General features: G+C 57.7%; 22 protein-coding genes. 12 read left to right on the top strand and 10 right to left on the bottom strand.

Going from position 1 to position 25,034, the window contains the following annotated elements; translation table 11 throughout:
- Positions 1–107 precede the first annotated feature (107 nt).
- On the bottom strand, positions 108–2,816 hold the full coding sequence (locus tag ACTF58_RS06325) for a [protein-PII] uridylyltransferase (RefSeq protein ID WP_438991181.1): 2,709 nt from the start codon (positions 2,814–2,816) through the stop codon (positions 108–110).
- Here ACTF58_RS06325 and ACTF58_RS06320 point away from each other — a divergent pair.
- A complete protein-coding gene (locus ACTF58_RS06320) occupies positions 2,739–2,900 on the top strand; it encodes a hypothetical protein (protein WP_438991128.1) in 162 nt (53 codons plus the stop codon). The genes ACTF58_RS06325 and ACTF58_RS06320 overlap by 78 nt on opposite strands.
- Here the strand turns inward: ACTF58_RS06320 and ACTF58_RS06315 are convergent.
- Positions 2,881–4,056, bottom strand: a complete 1,176-nt coding sequence (locus tag ACTF58_RS06315; RefSeq protein WP_438991127.1) for a penicillin-binding protein activator — start codon at positions 4,054–4,056, stop codon at positions 2,881–2,883. The genes ACTF58_RS06320 and ACTF58_RS06315 overlap by 20 nt on opposite strands.
- Before the next feature lie 106 nt (positions 4,057–4,162).
- Here ACTF58_RS06315 and rsmI point away from each other — a divergent pair, with 106 nt between their 5' ends.
- The 3 genes from rsmI (at position 4,163) to gshB (ending at position 6,459) form a co-directional block, all read left to right on the top strand.
- Complete coding sequence (rsmI, locus tag ACTF58_RS06310; RefSeq protein ID WP_438991126.1) at positions 4,163–5,023, top strand: 16S rRNA (cytidine(1402)-2'-O)-methyltransferase; 861 nt, start codon at positions 4,163–4,165, stop codon at positions 5,021–5,023.
- Positions 5,024–5,053: 30 nt separating this feature from the next.
- On the top strand, positions 5,054–5,449 hold the full coding sequence (locus ACTF58_RS06305; RefSeq protein ID WP_438991125.1) for a YraN family protein: 396 nt from the start codon (positions 5,054–5,056) through the stop codon (positions 5,447–5,449).
- Between the two features lie 62 nt (positions 5,450–5,511).
- On the top strand, positions 5,512–6,459 hold the full coding sequence (gene gshB, locus ACTF58_RS06300; RefSeq protein ID WP_438991124.1) for a glutathione synthase: 948 nt from the start codon (positions 5,512–5,514) through the stop codon (positions 6,457–6,459).
- Here the strand turns inward: gshB and ACTF58_RS06295 are convergent.
- Positions 6,448–7,959, bottom strand: a complete 1,512-nt coding sequence (locus ACTF58_RS06295) for a YifB family Mg chelatase-like AAA ATPase (protein ID WP_438991123.1) — start codon at positions 7,957–7,959, stop codon at positions 6,448–6,450. The genes gshB and ACTF58_RS06295 overlap by 12 nt on opposite strands.
- 69 nt (positions 7,960–8,028) lie before the next feature.
- Positions 8,029–8,721: a glutathione S-transferase gene (locus ACTF58_RS06290; RefSeq protein ID WP_438991122.1), complete on the bottom strand. Its 693-nt coding sequence runs from the start codon at positions 8,719–8,721 to the stop codon at positions 8,029–8,031.
- A 169-nt stretch (positions 8,722–8,890) separates the two neighbouring features.
- On the opposite strand from ACTF58_RS06290, the gene coaBC reads away from it, so the two are divergent.
- From coaBC to ACTF58_RS06270, 4 genes are read left to right on the top strand one after another with little or no spacing between them, the layout of a single operon-like run.
- Positions 8,891–10,084, top strand: coding sequence for a bifunctional phosphopantothenoylcysteine decarboxylase/phosphopantothenate--cysteine ligase CoaBC (coaBC, locus tag ACTF58_RS06285; protein WP_438991121.1), 1,194 nt, complete (start codon positions 8,891–8,893; stop codon positions 10,082–10,084).
- A gap of 45 nt (positions 10,085–10,129) precedes the next feature.
- Positions 10,130–10,585: a dUTP diphosphatase gene (gene dut / locus ACTF58_RS06280; RefSeq protein ID WP_438991120.1), complete on the top strand. Its 456-nt coding sequence runs from the start codon at positions 10,130–10,132 to the stop codon at positions 10,583–10,585.
- A complete protein-coding gene (locus ACTF58_RS06275; protein ID WP_438991119.1) occupies positions 10,585–11,619 on the top strand; it encodes a HesA/MoeB/ThiF family protein in 1,035 nt (344 codons plus the stop codon). The genes dut and ACTF58_RS06275 overlap by 1 nt, the downstream gene beginning before the upstream one ends.
- Positions 11,616–13,628: a M3 family metallopeptidase gene (locus ACTF58_RS06270; protein ID WP_438991118.1), complete on the top strand. Its 2,013-nt coding sequence runs from the start codon at positions 11,616–11,618 to the stop codon at positions 13,626–13,628. Before ACTF58_RS06275 ends, ACTF58_RS06270 begins: the two co-directional genes overlap by 4 nt.
- A 146-nt stretch (positions 13,629–13,774) precedes the next feature.
- Here the strand turns inward: ACTF58_RS06270 and ACTF58_RS06265 are convergent, their stop codons facing one another.
- The 3 genes from ACTF58_RS06265 to ACTF58_RS06255 form a co-directional block, all read right to left on the bottom strand.
- Complete coding sequence (locus ACTF58_RS06265; RefSeq protein WP_438991117.1) at positions 13,775–15,268, bottom strand: phosphomannomutase/phosphoglucomutase; 1,494 nt, start codon at positions 15,266–15,268, stop codon at positions 13,775–13,777.
- A gap of 63 nt (positions 15,269–15,331) precedes the next feature.
- Positions 15,332–17,011 (bottom strand): capsule biosynthesis protein, encoded by a 1,680-nt coding sequence (locus ACTF58_RS06260; protein WP_438991116.1) that lies wholly within the window; start codon positions 17,009–17,011, stop codon positions 15,332–15,334.
- A complete protein-coding gene (locus tag ACTF58_RS06255) occupies positions 16,989–17,648 on the bottom strand; it encodes an ABC transporter ATP-binding protein (RefSeq protein ID WP_438991115.1) in 660 nt (219 codons plus the stop codon). The genes ACTF58_RS06260 and ACTF58_RS06255 overlap by 23 nt, the downstream gene beginning before the upstream one ends.
- Positions 17,649–17,971: 323 nt before the next feature.
- Between ACTF58_RS06255 and ACTF58_RS06250 the strand changes: the two genes are divergently transcribed.
- Positions 17,972–18,766 carry an SseB family protein gene (locus ACTF58_RS06250; RefSeq protein WP_438991114.1) on the top strand — a complete coding sequence of 265 codons (795 nt, stop codon included), beginning with the start codon at positions 17,972–17,974 and terminating at the stop codon, positions 18,764–18,766.
- On the opposite strand, the gene ACTF58_RS06245 is transcribed toward ACTF58_RS06250, so the two are convergent.
- Both ACTF58_RS06245 and ACTF58_RS06240 read right to left on the bottom strand, forming a co-directional pair.
- Positions 18,763–19,161 (bottom strand): hypothetical protein, encoded by a 399-nt coding sequence (locus ACTF58_RS06245; protein WP_438991113.1) that lies wholly within the window; start codon positions 19,159–19,161, stop codon positions 18,763–18,765. The genes ACTF58_RS06250 and ACTF58_RS06245 overlap by 4 nt on opposite strands.
- A 9-nt stretch (positions 19,162–19,170) precedes the next feature.
- Positions 19,171–20,202: an alkane 1-monooxygenase gene (locus ACTF58_RS06240; protein ID WP_438991112.1), complete on the bottom strand. Its 1,032-nt coding sequence runs from the start codon at positions 20,200–20,202 to the stop codon at positions 19,171–19,173.
- Positions 20,203–20,374: 172 nt separating this feature from the next.
- On the opposite strand from ACTF58_RS06240, the gene ACTF58_RS06235 reads away from it, so the two are divergent.
- Both ACTF58_RS06235 and ACTF58_RS06230 read left to right on the top strand, forming a co-directional pair.
- The gene (locus ACTF58_RS06235; RefSeq protein WP_438991111.1) at positions 20,375–22,060 is read left to right on the top strand and encodes an NAD(P)H-dependent oxidoreductase subunit E; all 1,686 of its coding nucleotides are present in this window, start codon (positions 20,375–20,377) and stop codon (positions 22,058–22,060) included.
- Positions 22,060–22,728 carry a lysoplasmalogenase family protein gene (locus ACTF58_RS06230; protein ID WP_438991110.1) on the top strand — a complete coding sequence of 223 codons (669 nt, stop codon included), beginning with the start codon at positions 22,060–22,062 and terminating at the stop codon, positions 22,726–22,728. Before ACTF58_RS06235 ends, ACTF58_RS06230 begins: the two co-directional genes overlap by 1 nt.
- On the opposite strand, the gene ACTF58_RS06225 is transcribed toward ACTF58_RS06230, so the two are convergent.
- Complete coding sequence (locus ACTF58_RS06225) at positions 22,725–23,621, bottom strand: lytic transglycosylase domain-containing protein (protein WP_438991109.1); 897 nt, start codon at positions 23,619–23,621, stop codon at positions 22,725–22,727. The two genes, ACTF58_RS06230 and ACTF58_RS06225, sit on opposite strands and share 4 nt — an antisense overlap.
- 97 nt (positions 23,622–23,718) lie before the next feature.
- Here ACTF58_RS06225 and ftsY point away from each other — a divergent pair, with 97 nt between their 5' ends.
- The gene (gene ftsY / locus ACTF58_RS06220) at positions 23,719–24,936 is read left to right on the top strand and encodes a signal recognition particle-docking protein FtsY (RefSeq protein WP_438991108.1); all 1,218 of its coding nucleotides are present in this window, start codon (positions 23,719–23,721) and stop codon (positions 24,934–24,936) included.
- Positions 24,937–25,034 lie beyond the last annotated feature (98 nt).

Raw genomic sequence — 25,034 nt, 5'->3', positions numbered from 1 at the left:
CTGCGCACGCCGCCCGGTAGGGGGCTTTGCCCCCTAGTTTCAAAAGCCCAAAGACTTTTGAAACCTACCCCCAGGATATTTAAGGCAAAAAGAAAGGTGGAGATGGCTCAGGCGTGGGCGCGCTCGGCACCTTCTGTGATGGCGGTTCGGAGTTTGTTTTCCAATGTTTTCTGTTTGCTCTCGGTGTAAAATTTGAGGCCGAACATATCTTTGACATAGAAGGTGTCGACCACTTGTTCGCCGAAGGTCGCTATAACGGCGGAAGCGATATACACATTGGAGTTTGCCAAGGTGCGCGTAAGATCGTGGAGCAGGCCGGGGCGGTCGCGGGTGTCGACTTCGATGATCGTGTAGATTTCGGAGCCTTCATTATCAAAGGTGATCGAGGTCGGCACACGGAACGCACGCTCCCGTTTCTTGAGCTTGTCGCGGGTCTGAATGGCTTCGCCGGCGATCACCTCGCCTGCAAATGTGCGCTCGATCATTTTTCGCAGGCGCGGCAGGCGGGCGGCTTCAAAGGGGCTGCCTTCTGTGTCCTGAACCCAGAAGGCCGCTGTGGCGTAGCCGTCTTTTGATGTGAAGGTGCGCGCATCGACGATATTGGCTCCGACAAGCGCGAGCGCGCCGCACATACGGCTGAAAATACCCGGATGGTCCGCCATAACAAAACAGACGCGGGTGGCATCGCGGTCATCATCAGGGTGCAGATCAATGCGAATTTCGCTATCGCCTATGCCTTTGAGAAGATTGGCAAAGACGACATGGGCAGTGATATGCAGGCCTTGCCAATAGGGCGGATAGTGGCGCGCTGTTTCTGCCTTTATGTCTTTTTTCGCCCAACCCACAAGTTCGGAGCGGAGCGCTTTTTTGGCTTCTGCGCCTCTGTTCTCGCGGTTGAGGGCTTCCATGCCTTCTTCAAGCGCATGACGCGTCTGGCGATAGAGCGCACGAATGAGCGCGGCCTTCCAGTTGTTCCATGTATCCGGGCCGACGCCGCGAATATCGCAGACGGTGAGGACTGTGAGCAAATCAAGCCGCTTCACAGTCTGCACGGCCTTGGCAAAGTCGCGCACGGTGCGCGGATCGGCGATATCGCGCTTTTGGGCCATATCCGACATGAGCAAATGATAGCGCACTAGCCACTCGACGGTGTCGCAATCATTGCGGCTGAGGCCGAGGCGTGGCGCAACCTTGCGCGCGATTTGTGCGCCAAGAACAGAATGGTCCTGATCGCGGCCCTTGCCAATGTCATGCAGAAGCATTGCGACCATCAAGACTTTGCGATCCACCCCATCGCGAAGAATTTCTGTGGAAATAGGTAATTCTTCTTCAAGTTCCAAGCGCTCGATCTGCGAGAAATTGGAGATCACCTGAATGGTATGCTCATCGACGGTATAGGCGTGATACATATTGAATTGCATCATGGCGACAATCGGCTCGAACTCGGGCAGGAAGGCCGCAAGCACCCCCAATTCGTTCATACGCCTGAGGGCACGTTCCGGATTTCCATGCTTGAGCAAGAGATCAAGAAAAATGTTTTGGGCTTCGCGATTGTCGCGAAACGCCTCGTCAATCAGGCGCAGGTTTGCCGTGACGAGCCGCATGGCATCAGGGTGGATCAACATCCCTGTGCGCAGGCCTTCTTCAAAAATACGCAACAGATTGAGCGGATCTGAGAGAAACGCCGCCTCATTTAGGACGGCAAGCCGGCCATGGATAACGTGATAGCCGTCTTTCACTCGTGGTTTGCGCGAAAAAATGCGTTGCAACAGGGGTTCCGGCTTGGCGTGGATGGCTTCGAGCTTGGTGAGGAAAATGCGGGTGAGGTCGCCCACGCGGGTCGCATTTCGGAAATAGTCCTGCATGAAATGTTCAACCGCCCGCCGCCCGGCGCAGTCTTCATAGCCCATGCGCTCGGCCACCTCGACTTGCAGATCAAAGGTCAGCTGTTCATTGGGGCGGTTGGTGACGAGGTGCAGATGACAGCGTACCGCCCAGAGAAAGTTTTCGGCTTTCTGGAAGCGCTCGTATTCCTCAGGGCGAAACACTTTGAGGCGCACCAAATCTTCGATCTGCTCCACGTGATGAACGTATTTTGCGATCCAATAGAGAGATTGCAAATCACGTAAGCCGCCTTTGCCTTCTTTAACGTTGGGTTCCACAACATAGCGTTCGCCTTGCCGCTCATGGCGTTCGTCGCGTTCGGCGAGCTTTGCTGTGACAAATTCGGTTTCGCTGCCTTTGAAAAGCTCGTCCTCAAGGCGCTGGTTGAGCTGTGTTGCGAGGGCCGCATCGCCAACCAGAAACCGCTGCTCGAGCAGGGCGGTTCGGATTGTGAAATCTTCCCCGCCAAGGGCGAGGCAGTCTGCAATACTGCGGCTTGAGTGCCCGACTTTAAGGCGCAAATCCCAAAGGATATAGAGCATCGCCTCGATCACGCTTTTGGCGCGGGGGGTGACGCGCTTGGGCATGAGAAACAGAAGGTCGACATCAGACTGTGGCGCCATTTCCCCGCGCCCGTAACCGCCAACAGCCAAAAGCGCGAGTGCTTCCTCGTCGCTCTTGCTACTCAGCGGGTGCAAGACTTGTGACGCTAGAGCATAGGTGCAGCTGACCAAGCAGTCGGCCAGCCAGCAATAGGCGCGCCGTGTGGGCAAAGCTTCCAGTGGCGCCGCCGCGAAGGCCGCTTCAATCGCTGACATCCCTGCCTTGCGATAGGCCAGCAAGAGGCTGGCGGCTTGCTTGCGAAGATCTGCCTCATCACCAAAATCCTGCGCAAGGCGCGCAAGATCGGCAGTGAGCTTTTGCGCATCAATGATCTGATCTGCGGGGCAGATCAGGGTGTCATCGCTTGGGGGGAGGTGGATATTGAGCGACAGTTCAGAATCCTACACCGTTGAATGCTCTTGGAGCCTGATCAATGATCACTAGTTTTTTGTCCTGAACCTGAGCAATCGCAAGGCCACGCTCATTTGTCCCGTCAGGGAAGAAGCGGAAAATGCCGTTGGCGCCTTGAAAGCCGGCGCCTTGCGTAATGGAGGCCGCAGAGAGCGCATCGCGCTTGCCTGATTTTGCGAGGGCTCCGACGGCTGCGATCCCGTCATAAGCCAGCGCGGCCAGTGGATGCGGCGGTTGGCCGTAGGCTTCGGAAAATCTGGCGTTGAACTGGGTTGATTTGGTTGGGTCGGGCAGGGCAAACCAGCCGCCCTGAAGGCCAGAAAGCTCGAGCGTTTGAACAGGGATGTCCCAACGGGAGAGGCCGATAAACTGTGTCGTTGGGTGGCTGATCCCGACGTCAGGGAGCATTTGCGCATAAAACGGCAAGGCCGCATCTGATGTTGAGGTCATGAAGACGGCATTGGCGCTGCTGGCCTCTGCGGCCGCCTTGATCCGTTGAACAGCACTTGTCACACCCTGCTGAGAACGTTCATATCCCACGATCCCTGCAAGGGTTGCGCCAGAGCGCGCGATGGCTTGTGTGATCGCGGCTTTGCCAAGCTGCCCGCCGATTTCCTCGTCATGCACCACAAGAATTCGCTCTTTGCCGCTTTGCTGGGCATAGTCGGCAAGGCGATTGGCGGTGTTTTGAAAGGTCGCACCGAGCAAAAAGAGATTGCCGCCAGAAATTGTTGTGTTGTTGGAAAACGCCAGAACATTCACGCCATTGGCTGCAACAGCGATCGCCGCAGCATTGGCCGCCTCGGCACGCAGGGGGCCAAGGATCACTTGTGCGCCGTCCGCGACAGCCTGCTTTGCGGCCGTCTGGGCGCGCATAACATCTCCCGCTGTTGCATAAACGCGCAAATCAACCTGCACACCCTGAAGGTCGGCCACAGCCAGACGCGCGGCGTTTTCCAAGGCATCAGACACCAGACTATCGCCGTCGATCGCGCTGCCCCGTGGCAAAAGCAGGGCCACTTTAACAGGCGCGCCGGCTTGCAAGTTGCCGCCCGAGGTATCAAAGCTCATGGGCTCGCAAGCCGCGAGCCAAATCAGACCGAGCAGGGCAAAGACTTTAGGGAAAGGCTTGCGAATAACACTCAAAACAGCAAACATGGATAACTTCTTTCTCCGTGAGCTTTGGGTCTTGCTGGCAAAATCCTGCCTGCCCAAGCTTGTTGGTTTAGAATGATAATAAACGTTGAGGCGTGAGGGTCTAGAGGTGAATCATAAAGAAATCGTTCTGGAGCCTATGCTCTATCTTGTGGCAACGCCTCTCGGCACCGCGCGCGATATTACTCTGCGCACGCTCGATGTGCTTGCAAGCGCCGATATTTTGGCGGCCGAAGATACGCGGACCCTTAAAAAGCTCATGGAAATTCATGGGATAGCGCTGGGAGACCGCCCCGTGATTGCCTATCACGATCACAATGGCGAGCGGGCACGCCCAAGAATTCTCAAGGCACTGGCGGCTGGGCAATCTGTCGCCTATGCGTCGGAGGCTGGCACCCCCATGATCGCGGATCCCGGCTATCATCTGGTGCGCGAAGTCCAGAGCGCAGGCTTCGGGGTCACCTCCCTCCCTGGGCCTTCAGCGGTCATTACGGCGCTCACCTTGGGGGGGCTGCCGACAGATATTTTCACTTTTGCTGGTTTTTTGCCAAGTACAAAGTCAGCGCGCCGCAAGGTTTTGAAAAGTTTCGAGAATGCGCAAGGCACATTGGTGTTTTATGAATCTCCCAAGCGTATCAGCGCCATGATCAAGGATGCGGCCGATGTCTTGGGGGGCGCGCGAGAGGGGCGGATATGTCGAGAGCTGACAAAGAAATTCGAGGAAGTGATCGGCGGCACATTGGAAAGTCTGTCTGACGCGCTGACAGAGCGCAGTTTAAAAGGCGAAATTGTCGTTTTGATCGGCAAAGGGGCCGCCCCAGAACTCAGCCGCGACACGTTGGTGGCGGAGCTTGAAAGCTTGCTCAAAGATATGAGCCTGCGGGACGCCGCCGACAGGCTTGCCGAAGATACAGGCATCAAGCGCCGTGAAATCTATCAAATCGGTCTGGAGCTGCAAAAGTCTTCATAATTTGTTGAGGAGAATGTGTTTGCTTGGGGTATGGCTACAAAACTTCTCTCCAAAGCGTCGCAAAACGCTCAAAAGCGCGGATCAACCGCCTATCATTCGGGTGTTGCCGCCGAGAATGTCGCCCGGCGCCATTATGCGCAGGCAGGGTATCGTCTCTTGGACGAGCGCTGGCGTGGCAAGGCGGGCGAGATTGACCTTATTTTTTCTAAAAACGGCGAAACCGTCTTTGTAGAAGTCAAACGTGCACGTGATTTCGCGCAGGCCGTCGAGCGGCTTGGCCCGGCTCAAATGGAGCGGATCGCAGTTGCCGCCGAAGAATATGCCGCCAAGCTCGCCCAAGGCCGGCTCAGCCTGATGCGGATTGATGTCGCTCTCGTAAACGGCACGGGGGCCTGCCATGTGATCAAAAACGCTTTTGGCGCGTGAGCCATTGAACACCGTCGCGATCTCGGCCATTTATAGCGCAACTGATGCAACAAGGCTGCGCCATGAAAATTGCTTTCCAGATGGACCCGATTGGACCGATCAATATCAACGCGGATAGCACGTTCCGTATCGCAGAAGAGGCACAAGCGCGCGGTCACGAGCTGTTTTACTATACGCCAGAGCGCTTGAGCTATCGCGAAGGCCGTATTCTGGCGCGGGGCTGGCCTCTGAGCGTTCAGCGTGTGAAAGGCGATCACTTTGCCCTCGGGGCCGAAACCGAAGTTGATCTCTCTACATTCGATGTTGTCTGGCTGCGCCAAGACCCGCCGTTTGATATGTTTTACATCACAACGACCCATCTCTTGGACCGTATTCACCCCGAAACGCTCGTGGTCAATGATCCGTTCTGGGTTCGCAACTACCCAGAAAAGCTCCTTGTGCTCGATTTCCCTGATCTCACTCCCCCAACGATGATTGCGCGGGATTTGGAGGATTTGAGAGCCTTCAAAGCCGAGCATAAAGACGTGATCCTCAAGCCGCTTTATGGCAACGGCGGGGCAGGGGTTTTCCGTCTCACACCTGAGGACAGAAACCTTGCCTCCCTTCATGAGCTTTTTGCGGCAAACAGCCGTGAGCCTCTGATAATGCAGAAGTTTTTGCCTGATGTGTCAAATGGCGACAAGCGTGTCATCCTCGTTGACGGGGTGCCTGTCGGCGCGATCAACCGCGTCCCCGCTGCGGGCGAAACCCGCTCTAATATGCACGTCGGGGGGCGGCCTGAAAAAGTCGGCCTAACAGAGCGGGACCTTGAAATTTGCGCGCGCATTGGCCCGCTTTTGAAAGAAAAAGGTCAGATTTTTGTCGGGATCGATGTGATCGGGGACTATCTCACCGAGATCAATGTCACCTCGCCCACAGGCATTCAGGAGCTTGAGCGCTTTGATGGTGTGAATATTGCCGAAAAGATATGGCTGGCCATAGAAGCGCGGCGCAGCGGCTCAGCCGCCTGACGCTCCGACGCGAAAGCTCACCGCTTCGGCAATGTGGGGCTTTCGCACCGCAAGGCTTTCATCAAGATCGGCAATTGTGCGGGCAACGCGTAAAATACGGTGATAGCCTCGCGCAGTCAGTCCGAATTTTTCGGCAGCCTTCAACAAAAAGTCGCGTCCTTCTGCGTCGGGGGCGGCTATTTCCTCCAGAAGTTCCCCTTCGGCATCCGCGTTCAGAGACAGGGTGTCCTGATCGTCAAACCGCGCAGCCTGCACAGCCCGCGCCCTTGCAACAGTCTGCGCCACATCCGCCGAACTGGCGCCGCTTGCAGGCAAATCCAGATCGCTCAACGATACGGGCGGGACTTCAAGGCGGATATCAAAGCGGTCCATCAAGGGGCCAGAAATACGGCCTAGATATTCCTCACCACAAAGAGGCACACGGGCACAGGCACGGGCGGGATCAAACAGATACCCGCATTTGCAAGGGTTTGCCGCCGCGATCAGCAAAAAGCTGCAGGGATAGCGCACATGGGCATTGGCGCGACTCACCACAACCTCGCCTGTTTCGATAGGCTGTCGCAAGGTCTCAAGCACAGCGCGCGGAAATTCGGGGAACTCGTCCATAAACAACACGCCATTGTGCGCGAGGCTGATCTCTCCTGGCTTGGCGCTGCGCCCGCCGCCGACAATGGCCGCCATCGAAGCGGTATGGTGTGGCTCCCGAAAGGGGCGGCGCCGCGAAATACCACCTTCTTCAATCAGCCCTGAAAGTGAATGAATCATGGAGGTCTCAAGGGCTTCTGCGGCGCTGAGAGGGGGCAGTATCGAGGGCAACCGCGCCGCGAGCATGGATTTGCCCGACCCTGGCGTGCCGATCATAATCATGTGGTGACGCCCCGCTGCCGCAATCTCGAGCGCACGTTTGGCGCGCTCCTGTCCTTTGACGTCGCGCAGATCGCGCCTGCCACTTTCGGCGCGCACCTCACCCGCCTGCGCGGGCGATAAGGGCATCTGGCCTGTCAAATGCTGGATCGTATGCAAAAGTGAAGCGGGCGCGATCACCTGCGCCGCATCGACCCATGCGGCCTCCGCCCCCGAAGCTTCGGGGCAAATCAGGTTGCGCCCTTGCGCGGCGGCGGCAAGAGCGGCGGGCAAGGCGCCGATCACAGGCACAAGAGCGCCGTCAAGAGACAGCTCGCCCAGTGAGGTGACGCCCTCAACAGCATCATTCGCCAAAATCCCAAGGGCCGCAAGAAGCGCCAGCGCAATGGGCAAATCAAAATGACTGCCCTCTTTGGGCAAATCCGCAGGTGATAGATTGATCGTGAGGCGCTTGGAGGGCAAAGCAATTGAAAGCGCGCTCAGGGCCGCGCGCACTCGGTCACGGGCTTCGGAGACGGCTTTGTCAGGCAAGCCAACAATCGAAAAAGCAGGCAAGCCAGGGGTCACGGCGCATTGCACCTCGACCGTGCGAGCCTCAACCCCTTCAAAGGCCACAGTATACGTGCGCGAAACCATTTTACTCATCCCAACTTGGTTAACGGATAGGCAGGGGACGTTTAAAATTGGTTAACGAAACCGTTAAATTCAGCTCTCACATACCGATAGGGGCCAGTCTGCCGTTTTCAGTGGCAGCGGGTAAGGAAAAGGCTGGTAAGAAACAGCCACGCCCTCGGCGCGCCAAAGCCGAAAGGCCGGGTCCATGAGGGTTGTGTTTACATAGGCAGCCACTTCCACGTTCACAGGGAGCCCAAAGCCTGCAATCCGCGCCATCAGCGGAGCGAAAAACGCATCGGCAATCGAATAAGCTCCAAACAGCCAAGGGCCGTCTGTTGCCAAGGCCTTGGCATGGGACACCAAAACCTCCAGCCGCGCGAGCTCTCTTAAAACCGCCTCGGAAGGCTGAAATCCGACCCATTGGTGAAACAATTGCATCGGGCATTCGCCGCGCAATGCCTGAAAGCCTGCGTGCATTTCGGCTGCGATAGACCGTGCCAATGCCCGCGCCTTGGGAGCTTGTGGCCAAAGCCCAGCGTCAGGGTGGCGTGTGGCAAGCTCTTCAGCGATTGCCATACTGTCAAAAAGCACCGCCCCATCTTCGCACACCAGCACAGGAACAGTGCGAGCCGGCGCGAGCGAGGCAATGTCAGCCGCCAGCGTGCCTGAATACAGCCCCACAAGATGCGCGCGGTATGGCAGCTTGAAGTGCTCAAGCATCAACCACCCCCGCAAAGACCAGCTCGAAAAGGCTCTGTCGCCGATATAAAGATCATATGTCATGGCCTATCTTAAGAGCGCTTATCTGTTGCGAAGCAAGAGGCACATCGCAAAAACTGTCGCTCAGGCGTGTAGAAAGTCGCACGCCACAGCGCCTCACCGCAGTGAGCCATTGAGTTTGCCCGCCGCTCGGCTTAACTCTGTTGCGACCAAATAACCTGCGGAGGCCGCTATGCTGGCTGGCAAAAAACTATTGCTCATCATTGGCGGCGGGATCGCGGCGTATAAATGTCTGGACCTGATCCGCCGCCTAAAAGAGCGGGGGGCCAGTGTCACGCCTGTGTTGACCTCTGCCGCGAAAGAGTTTGTCACGCCTCTCTCTGTTGCGGCTCTGGCAGGCGAAAAAGTTTATACCGATCTCTTTGATCTGACGGATGAGGCCGAGATGGGCCATATCCAGCTGAGCCGTGTGGCCGACCTTGTGTTGGTTGCGCCCGCCACGGCGGATATGATGGCAAAAATGGCTGGAGGCCATGCCAATGATTTGGCTACAACGCTGCTTATGGCGACAGATACACCCGTTATGATTGCCCCTGCCATGAACCTGCGGATGTGGGAGCACGCCGCCACACAGCGCAATCTCGCCACTCTGCAAGGCGATGGCATCAGGGTGGTTGGTCCAAATGCGGGCCATATGGCCTGTGGGGAATATGGCGACGGGCGTATGTCAGAGCCATTGGAAATTGTTGCTGCTGTTGAGACGGCGCTCTCTGATGGCCCGCTCAAAGGCAAACGCGTCTTGGTCACATCTGGGCCGACGCATGAGCCGATTGACCCTGTGCGCTATATCGCCAACCGCTCCTCAGGGGCGCAGGGCACCGCCATCGCAGCGGCGCTGGCGCGGCTTGGGGCCGAAGTGGTCTTTGTCACGGGGCCTGCTGATGTGGCGCCGCCTGACGGGGTTCAGGTGGTCAGGGTTCAGAGTGCTGAAGATATGAGGCGCGCGGTGCAAGACGCGCTGCCTGTTGACGCGGGTGTCTTTGCCGCCGCGGTTGCCGACTGGCGCGTGGCGCGCGAAAGCGCCTCCAAGATCAAGAAGCAGGCGGGGCAGCTGCCTGTGCTCGAATTTACGGAAAACCCTGACATTCTGGCCGAAGTGAGCCAGATGACAGCGGGCAGGCCCAAGCTTGTGATCGGGTTTGCGGCCGAAACAGATGATGTGATCGTCAATGCCACGGCCAAACGCAAACGCAAAGGGTGTGACTGGATTGTTGCCAATGATGTCAGCCCTGCAACGGGGATCATGGGGGGCACGGAAAATGCCGTCCATTTGATCACAGATACAAGTTCGCAAGACTGGCCGCGCATGAACAAGGCGGAGGTCGGACGCCAGCTCGCAGAGCGGATCGCTGAGGCTCTGGCCTAGGAAGCCTCCGGCGGGGATATTTTTAGAAAGAAAAAGGGGGGCGTTGTGGTCACTGTAAAAGTCATATGGGATGAGGGGGCGGACAGCGCCTTGGGCCTGCCGGCTTATGAAACGATAGGGGCCGCGGGCGCCGATCTGCGCGCCAATTTTGCGGACCGTGGCGAAATTATGCTTGAGGCGGGCGCGAGGACGCTGGTGCCCACAGGGCTTAGGGTCGAAATTCCGCAGGGCTATGAGGTGCAATTGCGGCCGCGGTCCGGACTGGCTTTGAAACACGGGATCACCCTGCCAAACAGCCCTGGCACGATCGACGCGGATTATCGCGGGCCGCTCGGAGTGATTGTGATGAATGCGGGCAGTGCAGCTTTTACAATCAGACACGGCGAGCGGATTGCGCAGATGGTCGTGGCGCCAGTTGTGCAGGCGCAATTTGAGCTGACAGCAGCGCTTTCTGATACGGCGCGTGGCGTGGGCGGCTTTGGGTCGACGGGGCAAAACTGATGGCCTTGGGGATATTTGGCCTCCTTCTGATGATCTGGGCTTTGGGGCGGCGCTTGGAGTGGTCCAAGACCAAAGTCTGGGGACTTATGTCTGTGATTTATTCGGGCGCACTCGGTCTGCAGTTTGCCCATCCTGAGGGGAACCCTGCACCTTGGGCCATGGTGGGCGGGCTGGCTGCGATGGTTTGGGTTTACGGGTTTGGCCTGTCACGTCTGAAGGCGCGTGTGGCGCCTGAGCCAGCGCCCCCGCCGCAGGGCACGTTTGGCGTGACAGAACTTGAGCGCTATGCGCGCCATATTGTTTTGCGAGAGCTGGGAGGACCCGGCCAGAAAAAGCTCAAAAACGCCAAAGTTCTTGTGATTGGGGCGGGCGGCCTTGGCTCTCCTGTGCTGATGTATCTTGCGGCAGCAGGGGTTGGAACGATCGGAGTGGTGGATGATGATCTTGTGGATCACAGCAACCTTCAACGCCAAGTCATTCACCGCGACGAAACGATTGGAACAGCCAAAGTGCATTCCGCAACGGAGGCCATGCGCGCGCTCAACCCTTATGTTCATCTGCGCCCCTATCAGCGCCGCCTGACACCGGACATCGCAACAGAGCTTTTTGCCGAATATGATGTGATCATTGACGGGACAGACAACTTCGCGACCCGTTATTTGAGCAATGCAGCAGCCGTTGCGCTGAAAAAGCCGCTGGTGTCGGGAGCGTTGGCGCAATGGGAGGGGCAGCTTTCAGTCTTTGACCCTGCGCGTGGCGGCCCTTGTTATCAATGTATCTTTCCCACGGCCCCCTCTGAGGGGCTTGCACCGTCTTGTGCTGAGGCGGGCGTTGTCGCGCCCTTGCCTGGTATCATCGGGAGCATGATGGCGCTTGAGGCTGTCAAGCTGATCACGGGTGCAGGCCACATCTTGCGTGGTGAAATGCTGATTTATGACGGGCTTTATGGAGAAAGTCGCAAAATCACCCTTGCTGTGCGCGAGGAGTGCCCTCTCTGTCAGACCCAAAAGAGCCTGAAAAAGGAAACATTATGACGAACCCACTCTTGGCCGACTGGTCAACCCCCTTCCAAATCGCGCCGTTTGCAGAGATTGCGGACAGTGATTTTGCGCCCGCTTTGGACGAGGCCCTTGCCACCCATACTGCAGAAATTGCGGCGATTGCGCAGGATCTATCGCCTGCCAGCTTTGACAGTGTGATTGGCGCGCTTGAGGCGGCGGGCGGAGCGCTAGATCGGGTTCTTTCGGTTTTCTTTACGGTGGCAGGTGCTGACAGCACCCCGGCGCGCGAAGCTTTGCAGCGTGACTTTGCGCCCAAGCTGGCGGCGCATTTTTCCCAAATCACCGCCAACAAAGCTCTGTATGAAAAGATTGAAGCCGTATGGGCGGGGCGGGCGAGCCTTGATCTGACAGAAGAACAAGCCCGCGTTCTTATGCTCACACGCCGCAGCTTTGTGCGGGCCGGAGCGGCGCTCTCGGGGGCGCAAGACAAACGTATGGCAGAGATCAAATCGCGTCTGGCAGAGCTTGGCACAAGGTTCACGCAAAATCTTCTGACGGATGAGCGAAGCTGGTTTATGACGCTTGACGAAGACGATCTTGAAGGCTTGCCGCAATTTGTCATCGACACCGCTCGCGCCGCTGGCGAAGAGAGGGGCACAGGCGGGCCGATTATGACGCTGTCGCGTTCGTTGATCGTGCCGTTCTTACAGTTTTCGGCGCGCCGGGATTTGCGCCAAAAAGCGTTTGAGGCTTGGACCGCACGCGGCGCGACTGGCGGGGCAACAGACAACCGCGAAATCTGTGCCGAAATTCTGGCGCTGCGCGAAGAGCGCGCCCTGCTCCTCGGCTATGCCAGTTTTGCTGATTACAAGCTTGAAACCGAAATGGCCAAAACGCCTGCTGCTGTGCGCCAGCTTTTGCTGGAGGTCTGGACACCTGCCAAAGCACAGGCTGAGGCCGATGCTGAGGTGCTGACCGAAATGATGCATTCCGAGGGGGTGAACGGCGATCTGGCGCCTTGGGACTGGCGCTATTATGCGGCCAAGCGCCGCGTTGCGGAACATGATCTCGATGAGGCAGACGTGAAGCCCTATTTTCAGCTCGAACGTATGATTGAGGCAAGTTTTGCCTGTGCCACCCGCCTGTTCGGGCTTGAGTTTGCGCCACTTGATGTGCCGTTATACCATGTGGACTGTCGCGCTTGGGAGGTCACGCGGGGCGGTGAGCATATTGCGGTCTTTATCGGTGATTATTTCGCGCGCGGGTCCAAGCGGTCGGGGGCATGGTGTTCGGCGATGCGCGCTCAGGCGGCATACCCTGAGAGGCAAACGCCTGTTGTGATCAATGTGTGCAACTTCGCCAAAGGAACGCCAGCACTTCTCAGTTATGATGATGCCCGCACATTGTTTCATGAATTTGGTCACGCGCTTCATCAGATGCTTTCCAATGTGACATATGAGAGTATTTCCGGAACCTCTGTGGCGCGCGACTTTGTCGAGCTTCCGAGCCAGCTCTATGAGCACTGGCTTGAGGTTCCCGAGGTTCTGGCCGAATTTGCCACCCATTATGAAACCGGCGAGGCCATGCCCAAGGCGTTGCTCGACAAGGTCCTCGGCGCGGCCACCTTTGATATGGGGTTTCAAACGGTGGAATATGTCGCCTCGGCGATGGTTGATCTGGCGTTTCATGACGGGGCTGCGCCGGCCGATCCGATGGCAAAGCAGGCTGAGGTTCTGGCCGAGATGGGACTGCCTAAGGCAATTGTCATGCGCCATGCCACGCCACAATTCGCGCACGTCTTTGCCGGCGATGGCTATTCCTCTGGATATTACTCTTATATGTGGTCCGAAGTCATGGATGCCGATGCGTTTGAGGCTTTTGAAGAGGCGGGAGACCCTTTTGACAAGGCTTTGGCGGCCTCATTGGAAGAGAATATTCTCTCCAGAGGAGGCGCGCGGGATGCCGCCGAGCTTTATGAAGCCTTTCGCGGGCGGATGCCCGGCGTGGACGCACTATTAAAGGGGCGGGGGCTTCTGGTCTGATTGCACAGCTGATGTCGAATGGCCTTGAGGGCCATCCGACCGGCAGGGGGCGCTGCCCCCTGGGTTCAAAAGCCTGTCGGCTATCGAACCTTACCCCCGGGATATTTCTGGAAAGAAAAAGGAGAGGGCTGGGTGAGGGGCAGGCCCTAGAGGGTCTGGTCGTAATCGCCCACTGCAGGCTCGGTTCGGATGACGGCGTCTATATCGGCGAAAATGGCGCGCATTTCGGCCTCGGACTCAGCGCTTTCACAAACGACCACCAGATTGGGGGTGTTGGAGCTGGCGCGCACAAGGCCCCATGAGCCATTGTCAAGAATGACCCTTGCACCGTTGACTGTAACCACCTCTTTGATGGCGCGGCCAGCAAAGCTTTCGCCAGCTTCGGCCTTGGCGACAAGTTTGTCCACCAGCCGTTCCAAGACATCGTATTTTTCCAGATCGGCGCAATAGGGCGACATGGTGGGCGTCGCCCAAGTCTGGGGCAGGGCGCGGCGCAGGTCTGACATCTTCAGGCTTGGGTTGCGGTCCATCAATTTGCAAATTTCAACGGCGACCCGCAGGCCGCAATCATATCCACGGCCCACAGGCTCGGCGAGAAAGTAATGCCCCGATTTCTCAAAGCCCGCCAGCGCGCCAAGCTCCTTGACGCGGCGCTTCATGTGGCTGTGGCCTGTTTTCCAATAATCTGCTGTGACGCCATTGGCCCGCAATTCCGGGTCAGACGCAAAAAGCCCTGTTGATTTCACATCGGCCACAAAAGTGCTGTTTGGATAAATCTTGCTCAGATCACGGGCCATGATCACCCCGACCTTATCGGCAAAAATCTCTTCGCCCTCATCATCCACAACACCGCAGCGATCACCATCGCCGTCAAAGCCGAGGGCAAAATCGGCCCCGCTCTCCTTGACCGAGGCGCTCATGTCATGAAGCATCTCCATGGCCTCCGGGTTCGGGTTGTAATGTGGGAAGCTGTAATCGAGTTCGGTGTGGCTTGGCACAACCTCAACGCCGATGCGTTCAAAAACTTCAGGGGCAAAGGCCGCTGCTGTGCCATTGCCTGTGGCGCAGACCACACGCAGCTTGCGCGACATTTTGAAATCCCCGACCAGATCGTCGATATAGGCCTCGCGCACCCCGTCGACAAACTCGTATGCGCCGCCAGAGCGGGGCAGGCCGCGCCCCTCAAGCACAATGGCGCGCAGCTCGTTCATTTCGTCGGGGCCATGGGTCAGCGGGCGTTCAAAGCCCATTTTGACGCCTGTCCAGCCGTTCGGGTTGTGGCTCGCCGTGACCATAGCAACCGCGGGCGCATTCAAATGGAACTGGCTGAAATACGCCATTGGCGAAACGGCAGGGCCAATGTCTTTGACGTGAATGCCGGCCTGCATGAGGCCGAGCATCAGCGCATTTTTGATCGACAGCGAATAATCGCGGTAATCGTTCCCAACCGCAATCACAGGTTCGATGCCCCGTGCGTGCATCTGTGTTCCAAGGCCAAGGCCCAAGGCGGTGATGCCGGGAAGGTTGATTTCCTCGGGATATTTCCAACGCGCATCATATTCTCGAAAGCCTGTCGGTGTGATCATCGGATCGCGTAAAAAAGACCATGTGTTCGGTGTCGAGGTATTCTTAGGCAGCATAATGGCTCTCGTTCGGCTGAAGGGAAAAATCTGTGGCGCAGGGCAGGCCCATCGCCACAGGGACTAGTTTGAAACTTGTTCTCGCAGGATCGAGCTTGTCAAAGACACCATGAGGTATACCCCTGAAAAAATCAGAAAGGCCAGAACGGTGTTCTCAAATTTGCGCGGATAGCTTGGCGCATCTGATGCAATCGGGCGCACAGGCACCGTGAGATAACGGACTTGGCGCCCGGCCTCCAGCGCGGCTTGCTTCTCACCTTGCAAGGCGGATTGCAGGAAGGCATCCGCTGTCGCAAGATCGGCGCGGGCAAGTTCTATCTCGGTGGACTGCTGCACCAGGGATAGCCCCGAGCTGTCAGCTTCGATCATCCGCGCATAGAGACCCGTCAACACATCCTGAAGGCGGCGGACATCCCCACGGGCACCATCGACCTTGGCTTGGTTGGGGCGCGGGTTGTCCAGTAAGGCTTGCAGAGCAAGCTTCTTTTCAAGCAGCTGTTGATCATAGGTCGTAATCTGGGAGCGCAGGGCGGTAAGCTGCTCTGTTGGATCAGCGGAATACACCTCTTGCAAGCGGATCAGGTTTTCCTGCGCACTGCGGCGCTCCACTTTCGCGCGCTCAAGGTTGCGCCGCGCGTCTTCCATGGCGTCATTTCTGATATTTTGTGAAAGCTCGTCGACCCGCTCTTCGGCATAGGAAATCAGCGCCTTTGAGAAGTCAGTGGCGACGATAGGATCAGCCGCGATCACTTCCATCCGAACAACGCCTTCTGTCGGATCATAGCCAATTTTGATGTTCTTTTTATAGACTTTATGGGCGGCTTCGTTGGTTGTATTCGGGTCAAGCCGCTGAATGGCGTCAATCTGGGGCTGGGCGAAGTGGCGCTTATAGCCAAGCGCCTCATCCAGCCTGATCATGGCGTCTTTTGATGTGAGGTATGACTGAACGGCAATACTCTCCTGAGAGTTCGCCAGTTGCGACGGAATGAGCCCGCTCAAAGGCCCGCCGCCGCCGGCGCCATCCGCCGACTGGATGAGAAATTCTGATTTCGTGGAATACATCGGAGTTGCGATAGCGTAATAATACCACCCTGCCAGAAGAGTGGGCAGAAAGACAAAGGTCGAGAGTCTGGCCAGCAAGAGGATGAGGCGTTTGCGACGGCGGCTGGCAATGTCGCGTTGAATACCCGTGATTTCCATAGCGCGGCGGTCCGCGGAATAAACTTCGGTCTGGGGCACTTGCGCGGAGGCTGGCCTGATCGTTTGGGGCAGCTGGATTTTGCCCATACCGGGCAAAAATGTGCCCATTTCGCCCTCGGTTTCAGCGTCTTGACCGTCTTTAGCAGGCACAACAAGCTCAAGCATATTGGAGGCTTGAAACGGATCAATTCCTTTAACGCGCAGCTGACGCACCGCGTCAAAGTCAGAGATTGGCGCCAGCCCGTGTTTCTGGGCCATGCGCCGCGCCATGCGCAGCTGACGGCCCGTGAGGCCTTCGCGGCGGATCGCGTCAATATCGGTTTCGGCTTTTACTTCGCGCGCGGAGTCAACGGAGCCCGACCGCGTGGCGGCGGGCTGCTCTGGCTTGGGTGCCGCTTCTGCGCCCTGCGGCTCGGGCCGTGCTTGTTCGGCCTCCTGTTGGGGAGGGGCTTGCTGTGGGTCCACTGCGGCGTCGCGCGCTTCGTCACTCAAAGGTGTTGAGCGCCTAATACGAAACTTTCTAGCTTTGGGTTTGGTAGTCATAGAGGTGTTTCGCTTCTTCTAGGGTGTCAAACATATGTAACTTGCCATCAATCAAAACGGCCGCCGAACGGGCGAACTTTTCGAGCACTTGAGCCTGGTGGGATACGATGATCACGGTTGTGGTGCGCAAACGATCGCGCAGGATTTCGCCGGCCTTACGGTTAAACTCCACATCAGTAGAGTTCGGCATACCTTCGTCGATGAGGTAGATATCAAAATCAAGCGCCAGCAATAGCGCAAAGGAAAAACGCGCCCGCATCCCCTGACTATAGGTGCCAAGCGGCTGCTCGAAATATTCGCCAAGGTTGCAGAGCCAGCGGCAGAAGGCCTCCACATAATCGGGGTCGAGCCCGTAAAGGCGGGCAATATAGCGGCTGTTTTCCACAGCCGTGTGGCGCGGCACCACCCCGCCCATAAACCCCAGAGGGAAGCTGATCTTGCAGTCTCTCAGGATGGAGCCTTCATCAGGCTTTTCAAGGCCCGACATCATATTGATCAGAGTGGTTTTGCCAGTGCCATTGGGCGCCAGAATGCCAAGAGACGTGCCAAGCTCCACACGGAAAGAGACCTTTTCAAGGATCACTTTTCTCTGTGTGCCCGTCCAGAAGGACTTGCTAACGTTGTTAAACTCGAGCATGCCCGCTCCGTTTCTTGTCTGACACCTTGGGTATAACCATATTTTACTAAGACGAAGTGTATTGGTCCAAGCGTGCCGTTTTATTGTTTCGTATAAGTATACAGTTGTTTTGGGCAAAATTAAGACGTGTTTGTCGAAACTAGCCAAAACCTGCCAAATGGCTCCGATTGTTTCTATTTGGCGACGGGTTCGCGGGTCCTATGGGCCTGGGTTCTGAGGTGTTGGCCTTGTTTTCCGCTTGCCGCACAGGTCTTGGCGCAATACGTGAGGGCCAGAGCAATATCGGAGGGCTGCGGCCTGCGCTGCGCTGAAAGAGGGTCTGCATGAGCGAAAAAACACTTCTGGACACGGCCCACGCGGCCATGATGCAAAATCCCGAGGATGTGCAGCTGCGGATGAGCTTTTACTCCATTCTGGCCGATATCGAGGTTTTCCTACTCCTTGAAGCCGAGCCAAAAGCCGACATGATCGAGCCGCAGATTGTTGAGGTTGAGGGGGCGCGACTTGTGCTTGGCTTTGATACGGCTGCGCGGCTGTCGGCGTTTACAGGCGGGCCTGCGCCCTATGCGGCGCTCTCAGGAAGGATCATGGCGCAGATGCTTGCATCAGAAGGCGCGGGTCTTGCGCTCAATCTTGAAGTGGCTCCCTCCTCGATCATGTTGCCAGCCGAGGCGATGGCTTGGATGTGCGAGACTCTCAAGGCCGCTCCCAAAGAGGCCGCGCCCACGGCCAAGCGCAAAGGCGGGCTTGCCGCGCTCAAAGCGCCTGATATTCCCGAAGTGCTGCTTCATGCGCTGGATGCCAAACTGAGCCGCGCCGTTGGCTTGGCGAAAGTGGCCTATCTTGTGGCCAAAGAGGAAGGCGGCATGATGCTGGCGATTTTGGGCGCAAAAGAGCCCGCCCAAGCGCCCTTGGCGAAGGCGGCAAGTGAGGCTTTGGTGTTTTCGGGCCTTGAGGATACGAGCCTTGATGTGGCCTTCTTCAATGATAGCGATGCGTTGAGGGAACAGTTCGGCCGTGCAGGGCTACGCTTTGATGTGCCCCAGCCTTCCGAGGCAGACCTTCAAGCCCCGTCAGCCCCGGGGCGCGATCCGTCCTCGCCGCCAAAGCTGCGCTAAACGCCGATTTGCAGTCCTTTGCACAACATGGGCGTGTCGCTTTTTTCGATTTGATAGAGCGGCGCGGCTTGGGCCCCATTCTCAAACGTGGCGCGCAACTTGCCTGCTTCGATATAAAAGGCCCAGCATTGCGGGGTGTCTGGGCTGTCCTCATAAACAAAACAAATCAACTGCTCTGGGGTGTCATACCAGTATCCCTCTTTGCAGTCCCCGTTCAGAAACGACCAGCGCACGCGGCGGTCGTCTAGGTATTCCTCTGCGCCATAGGCCTCTGCGTCATATCCGTAATAAAACGTCTGGCCGCGTGTGAAAGCATCAAAGGTCTCTGCCGTCAGCCGCTCTTGGGCAGCGGCAGGGCAGGCGAGGGCAGCAAGAAGGCATATGAGGCGTCGCATGGCCCCAGCCTATGCTGTCTTATTTGCCTCTTGCAAGCGTCCTATCGCGCGCGCCATGACCCTGCGATAAAGCGGCGGGTAAAGCGCGATCACGGCCATAACAGGCAGGGCATGGGGCAAGGTGGGCATTGTTTCTGGCGTCAAACGCAGGGCGGGGTAGGGCCGCTGCGGGTGCATATGGTGGTCCGAGTGGCGCGGCGCATTCAGCGTCAGGGCGGAGGAAAACCAATGGGGTGCGTTCCACGAATGCGCTTCACTTACCGGCTCATACCTCTCAGGGCCAAGGCGCATCCGGCGCAGTCCGTAATGTTGCACATAATCCGCCAACAGAATTTGCACCTGAGCATAAAGTGCAAGCCCTACATATACCCCTACGCTAAGCCCGCCCCCAAGGGCATAACTGGCAAGAAAAAGCCCGAGGCCGATAAGAGCGTCTCGCAGATAGGGATGGTGTCTGGCAGGGCGGCCTGCGCGGGCAAGGCGCGCGGCTTCGCTCTTAAACCCGGCTCTGAAAGATGCGATCCAAGCTTTTAGAAAAAAACGATAAAAGCCCATGCCACGCGGGGCTGTGTTCGGGTCTTTTTCGCTCCCGACGTGCACATGGTGAACCAAGACGTGCGCCGAGGCGTGATGCCCCATCAGCAAAGACGCATAGACCCAGCGGCCAAGACGGTGGGCATAACGCTCTTTGCGGTGGATCAGCTCGTGCGCATTTGGGTGTGAGACCTGCCCGAAAAACAGGGCAAACCCCACAAAAAGCGCCAGAGCCTCAAGCAGGCTGTGCGCCCCCAACACAAGGCTGTAAAGCGCCAGAAAGAGCAGTCCGAAATGCAAGACGCCCAGCAAAACCGAAAGCCGCGCTCCCGTTGGGAATTCCGCCCCCTCGGGCATTTCTGGAAGGATATAGGGCACAAAACGGTCAAGCGCGGCTGTGAAGAGGGTGATGTAAAGCAGCGCAGCCCAGATAAATCCGCCGCCATAGCAGGCAGCCAGACCCAAAAGCGCGATATGCGCCAACGTTGCACAGGCAAAATAAAACATGAACAAGCCCTCACTCGCCTCATCCTAACGCGCAATCATGGTGAGAATTTGGCGCAAATACGCAGAGTTTTGGCCCCATGAACGCGAATAGAGCGCCTAACGTCGTTTTTGGCCTCGCCTTGAAAGCAGGGCGCAATTAGGGTCGGCTCAAACGCAAAACAGGAGCGCTCGCATGGGCCTGGATGAACGCAAAGGTGTCTGGAAGTCAGGCAAAGGCAAAGGACGTCACACCCCCAAGGGCCGCCAGCTTGATGATACGGCTTGGGATGAGGTCAAAAGCCTGTTGGCCGACGCGCCGCGCCGTCGTGATTTACTGATCGAGCATCTGCATAAAATTCAGGACGCCTTCGGACATCTTTCAGCGGCTCATCTGCGCGCCTTGGGCGAAGAGATGCGTCTGTCGATGGCCGAAATCTATGAGGTCGCCAGCTTTTATGCGCATTTTGATGTGGTCAAAGAAGGCGAAACACCGCCACCCGCCCTCACGATCCGCGTGTGCGATTCTCTGTCTTGCGAGCTTGCAGGGGCGCAGGCCCTCAAATCAGCCCTCGAAGAGGGCATGAACCCCGCCGATGTGCGCGTGGTGCGCGCGCCGTGCATGGGCCGCTGCGACACGGCGCCTGTGCTTGAAATCGGTCACAACCATATCGATCACGCCACAGTTGAAAAAGCTCAGGCCGCGATTGCGGCGGGCGATACCCATGCGCATCTGCCAGCCTATGAAACCTTCGCCGCCTATCAGGCCGCAGGCGGCTATGCGCGCCTTGCCGAGTTGCGCGACAATGGCGATTGGGAGGTTGTGCAGGAGCAGGTCCTCGCCTCGGGGCTTCGCGGTCTTGGCGGGGCTGGCTTCCCCTCGGGCAAGAAGTGGGGATTTGTTCGGATGAACGAAGGCCCCCGCTATCTGGCTGTCAATGGAGACGAAGGCGAGCCAGGAACATTCAAAGATCGCTATTACTTAGAGCGCACTCCTCATGTGTTTCTTGAAGGAATGCTGATCGCGGCATGGGCGGTAGAGGCCGAAACCTGCTATATCTATATGCGCGATGAATACCCTGCCGTGCTTGAGATTTTGCGCCGCGAAATCAAAGCACTGGAAGACGCAGGTCTTGTGGATAAAGGCTACATCGATCTGCGCCGTGGTGCGGGTGCCTATATCTGTGGCGAAGAAAGCGCCATGATCGAAAGCATTGAAGGCAAACGCGGCGAGCCGCGTCACCGCCCGCCCTTTGTGGCGCAGGTCGGGATCTTCAACCGCCCCACTTTGGTGCACAATGTCGAGACACTCTACTGGGTGACCAAAATTGTGAAAGACGGTCCGGAAGTCCTTAATTCGGTTGAGAAAAACGGCCGCACAGGGCTGCGCTCCTATTCGGTCTCGGGCCGCGTTCAAAACCCGGGTGTGCACCTCTTGCCCGCAGGCTCCACGATCATGGATGTGATCGAGGCGGCTGGCGGAATGCTCGCGGGCCACAGCCTCAAAGCCTATCAGCCCGGCGGGCCGTCGTCAGGCATTCTGCCCGCCCGTATGAATGACATTCCGCTTGATTTTGACACGCTCCAGCCGCACGGATCGTTCATTGGCTCAGCGGCTGTCGTGGTCCTGTCTGACAAAGACAGCGCCCGCGACGCGGCGCTGAATATGCTGCGTTTCTTTGAGGATGAAAGCTGCGGCCAGTGCACGCCATGTCGTGTCGGCTGTGAAAAAGCGGTCAAGCTCATGCAGGCCGACACATGGGACACCGCGCTTCTGGAAGAGCTTTCAAGCGCCATGGTCGACGCTTCGATCTGCGGGCTTGGACAGGCCGCGCCCAACCCGATCAGAATGACGATAAAGCATTTCCCTGAGGAAATTTAATGCAAAACTGGCCCTCAGACGCGATCCTTTTCTTCCTTGCGGCTGGGTTTCTCGCGCTTTGCTATCTCGCTATTTCAGGGCGCGACGGGGTCTCATGGCTCAAAACAGTGCTCAAAACGGTCTCCGTCGCCCTCTTGGCGGTGGTGGCGTTTCAGCTTGCCGATATGTTGCTCCTCGCGGTGGCTTTGCTGGCCTGCGCCACGGGCGATTTATTTTTGTCCCGTCACGGCACAGAAAATAGGGTCACAGGGATAGGAGCCTTTGGCTTTGGCCATCTCTCCTACGCGGCGTTGTTTTTCCTTCATCCCAGCGCCGATCTTCACCGCATTTCTGATGGTTGGCCTTTGGCTGCGGCACTTGTCCTGCTTGGTCTGATCATGCTCTATCTTCTGTTTCATAAAGCAGGCCCGCTGCGCTGGGCGGCGCTGCTTTATGTCCCTCTGATTGTTATGATGGGCATTCTGTCGATGATCCTGCCGCCCTTGGGGGCGCTGGCGCTGGTCCTGCCGGCGGCGCTATTGTTTATCGTCTCAGATTTCATTCTGGCGCAAGAGATGTTTGTTCTGCCCCAAGGCCACAAGCTGCGCCGTGTCACGCCCTATCTGATCTGGAGCAGCTACTTTCTTGCCCAAACGCTGTTTTTGCTTGCCTTCACAGCGTCCGCCTAGCGCGCTCTGCGGGTGTTGCGATAGACGGCACAAAGACAGCCCGAACCCTTCAGTCTGTTGCACAAGCGCCATGCGCTCTTGGCGCTGTCGCGGCCAATGCGGGCAAAGTAATATCCCTTCTGTCGGCTGGCGCGGCTCTTTTGAAACACATAATCAGGCTTCTCGTCCCTCAAGAGCGGGCGGCAGCGCGCAGTGGTCTTGTTATATTTCTCTTCAGCCGCCTTCAGACTTGGCCCAAAAGCAAGCTGCACCCCCCAAGGCCTGAGCTGTGGCGCGGTGCGCGGTGGCGGCGAAAGCCGGCGGTTTTGCGCCAGTAAAAGACAAGCGCTCTGAAAGCTAACGGTGCTGGACAGGCTCAAATCAAGCGCCTGAGGCGGCTTGGTCACCCAGCTCTGATAGTCCGCCCCCGTGATGATGCGCACATACTCAATGGTTTCCTGCGCCAATCCGCCTGTGCCCGCAAGCAGGCCCTCGGTGCGGCGTTCCCCGCCGTTATAGCCGATCGCGGCCAGCCCGATGTTGCCATAGCGGCGCTCCATTTCCGCCAGATATTGTGCCGAATGTTCCAGCGCATCTGCTGGGTTATACGGGTCTTCAAGCCCGCGTTGCGCAGCGGTTGAACGGATAAACTGTGCAATGCCCATGGCGTCTGCATGACTTTTGGCAAAAGGGTCAAAGCGGCTTTCCTGCCAGATCAAGCGGGTGAAAAATCCAGTGTCCAAGCCATGCCGCGCCGTCACGGTTTTGATCAACTGACAGGTGTCATGTGCAAAATGCGCCCAGCGGATACATTCTTTCTGGCCCCATTTGGTGGTGGTGCAGGCCCGCTCGGGCGGCTCGGCCCAGAGAGGCCCTGCGAGGCCAAAAAAGAACACCAACACAAAATACCGCATGGTCGCAGATGGCCTGAGCCATGCAATCATGTCAACTCATGGCTTTTCACTTTGGCACAAGCGTATTAACTGAGAGGGGAACTGCTCGGGAACGGATATGTCTTTTTTCAACAAACTCAAAAACAAGCTCTTCAAATCCTCCTCCAAGCTCGAAGAGGGCTTGGATGCGATTGTAAAAGACGGCGGTGTTGAGGACGAGGCCCCCGAGCAAGAGATTTCAGGGCTTGCGCCTGTTCCAGATCACAACAGTCTTCCAGAGCCAGAGCCAGAGCCAGAGCCAGAGCCAGAGCCAGAGCCAGAGCCAGAGCCAGAGCCAGAGCCAGAGCCAGAGCCGGAATCAATCGCGATCCCCGCCTCTGAACCCGCCGCGCCTGCGCCCGCGCGCTCAGAGGCGGTCGCCCCCGCTGCGCCCAAAGCCAAAAAAACAGGTCTGATGGGCCGCCTCTTGGGTCGCAGCGAGGCAAGCCAGAAAGTTGTGCGCCGCGTTCTGGATGATGAAATGCTGGAGCAGCTCGAAGAGTTGCTGATCGCCTCCGATATGGGCGTCGATACCGCGCTGCGCGTCACAGCCAATATGGCCGAAGGCCGTTTGGGCACAAAGCTCTCGACCCGAGAGATCAAACAGCTTCTGGCCCAGGAGATCAGCCGGATCATGACCGAGGTCGCAAAGCCGATGCCGCTCTATGCCAAAAAGCCTCAGGTCGTGCTTGTGGTCGGGGTGAACGGCTCTGGCAAAACCACAACCATCGGCAAGCTTGCCAGCCAGTTCAAGGCTGCGGGCAAGGATGTGGTGATTGCGGCAGGGGATACCTTTCGCGCCGCCGCAGTCGAGCAGCTTCAGGTCTGGGGCACACGCGCGGGCGTGCCTGTGCTCACCGCTCCGGAAGGCTCCGATCCCGCCAGCCTCGCCTTTGACGCCATGACAAGGGCCGAAGCCGATGGCGCAGATCTCTTGATGATAGACACAGCAGGGCGCCTGCAAAACCGCGCCGACCTGATGGAAGAGCTGGCCAAGATCGTCAGGGTGATCCGCAAAAAAGACCCAAGCGCGCCGCACAACACACTTCTGGTTCTGGACGCCACCACAGGCCAGAACGCCCTGTCGCAAGTCAAAACCTTTCAGGAGCTCGCCGATGTCACAGGCCTTGTGATGACAAAACTGGATGGCACGGCCAAAGGCGGCGTTCTTGTGGCGCTCGCCGATAAATTCGGCCTGCCGATTCATGCCATCGGTGTCGGCGAACAACTGGATGATCTCGCACCCTTTGATCCCGATGAGTTCGCCGCCGCCCTCACGGGCCTTGAGGCCGAGTAAGCCCATGCTCTTTCTTTTTGCCCGAAATATCCCGGGGGGTGCGGGGGGCTGGCCCCCCGCTGAAGGCTGTGGTGCAGGGGGCGGCCTCGCGCAGGCAA

It is taken from the genome of Lentibacter sp. (genome assembly GCF_965657785.1).
Classification (GTDB): domain Bacteria; phylum Pseudomonadota; class Alphaproteobacteria; order Rhodobacterales; family Rhodobacteraceae; genus Lentibacter.
Note: the sequence above shows the minus strand (reverse complement) of the source record. Positions and strands in the feature narration are given on the sequence as shown.

What these genes read in the sequence shown, in the direction of transcription:
- ACTF58_RS06315 (WP_438991127.1), bottom strand. Translation starts at nt 4,056, where the DNA reads ATGTTTGCTGTTTTGAGTGTTATTCGCAAGCCTTTCCCTAAAGTCTTT.
- ACTF58_RS06305 (WP_438991125.1), top strand. Translation starts at nt 5,054, where the DNA reads ATGGCTACAAAACTTCTCTCCAAAGCGTCGCAAAACGCTCAAAAGCGC.
- gshB (WP_438991124.1), top strand. Translation starts at nt 5,512, where the DNA reads ATGAAAATTGCTTTCCAGATGGACCCGATTGGACCGATCAATATCAAC.
- ACTF58_RS06295 (WP_438991123.1), bottom strand. Translation starts at nt 7,959, where the DNA reads ATGGTTTCGCGCACGTATACTGTGGCCTTTGAAGGGGTTGAGGCTCGC.
- ACTF58_RS06290 (WP_438991122.1), bottom strand. Translation starts at nt 8,721, where the DNA reads ATGACATATGATCTTTATATCGGCGACAGAGCCTTTTCGAGCTGGTCT.
- coaBC (WP_438991121.1), top strand. Translation starts at nt 8,891, where the DNA reads ATGCTGGCTGGCAAAAAACTATTGCTCATCATTGGCGGCGGGATCGCG.
- ACTF58_RS06275 (WP_438991119.1), top strand. Translation starts at nt 10,585, where the DNA reads ATGGCCTTGGGGATATTTGGCCTCCTTCTGATGATCTGGGCTTTGGGG.
- ACTF58_RS06270 (WP_438991118.1), top strand. Translation starts at nt 11,616, where the DNA reads ATGACGAACCCACTCTTGGCCGACTGGTCAACCCCCTTCCAAATCGCG.
- ACTF58_RS06265 (WP_438991117.1), bottom strand. Translation starts at nt 15,268, where the DNA reads ATGCTGCCTAAGAATACCTCGACACCGAACACATGGTCTTTTTTACGC.
- ACTF58_RS06260 (WP_438991116.1), bottom strand. Translation starts at nt 17,011, where the DNA reads ATGACTACCAAACCCAAAGCTAGAAAGTTTCGTATTAGGCGCTCAACA.
- ACTF58_RS06255 (WP_438991115.1), bottom strand. Translation starts at nt 17,648, where the DNA reads ATGCTCGAGTTTAACAACGTTAGCAAGTCCTTCTGGACGGGCACACAG.
- ACTF58_RS06250 (WP_438991114.1), top strand. Translation starts at nt 17,972, where the DNA reads ATGAGCGAAAAAACACTTCTGGACACGGCCCACGCGGCCATGATGCAA.
- ACTF58_RS06245 (WP_438991113.1), bottom strand. Translation starts at nt 19,161, where the DNA reads ATGCGACGCCTCATATGCCTTCTTGCTGCCCTCGCCTGCCCTGCCGCT.
- ACTF58_RS06240 (WP_438991112.1), bottom strand. Translation starts at nt 20,202, where the DNA reads ATGTTTTATTTTGCCTGTGCAACGTTGGCGCATATCGCGCTTTTGGGT.
- ACTF58_RS06235 (WP_438991111.1), top strand. Translation starts at nt 20,375, where the DNA reads ATGGGCCTGGATGAACGCAAAGGTGTCTGGAAGTCAGGCAAAGGCAAA.
- ACTF58_RS06230 (WP_438991110.1), top strand. Translation starts at nt 22,060, where the DNA reads ATGCAAAACTGGCCCTCAGACGCGATCCTTTTCTTCCTTGCGGCTGGG.
- ACTF58_RS06225 (WP_438991109.1), bottom strand. Translation starts at nt 23,621, where the DNA reads ATGCGGTATTTTGTGTTGGTGTTCTTTTTTGGCCTCGCAGGGCCTCTC.
- ftsY (WP_438991108.1), top strand. Translation starts at nt 23,719, where the DNA reads ATGTCTTTTTTCAACAAACTCAAAAACAAGCTCTTCAAATCCTCCTCC.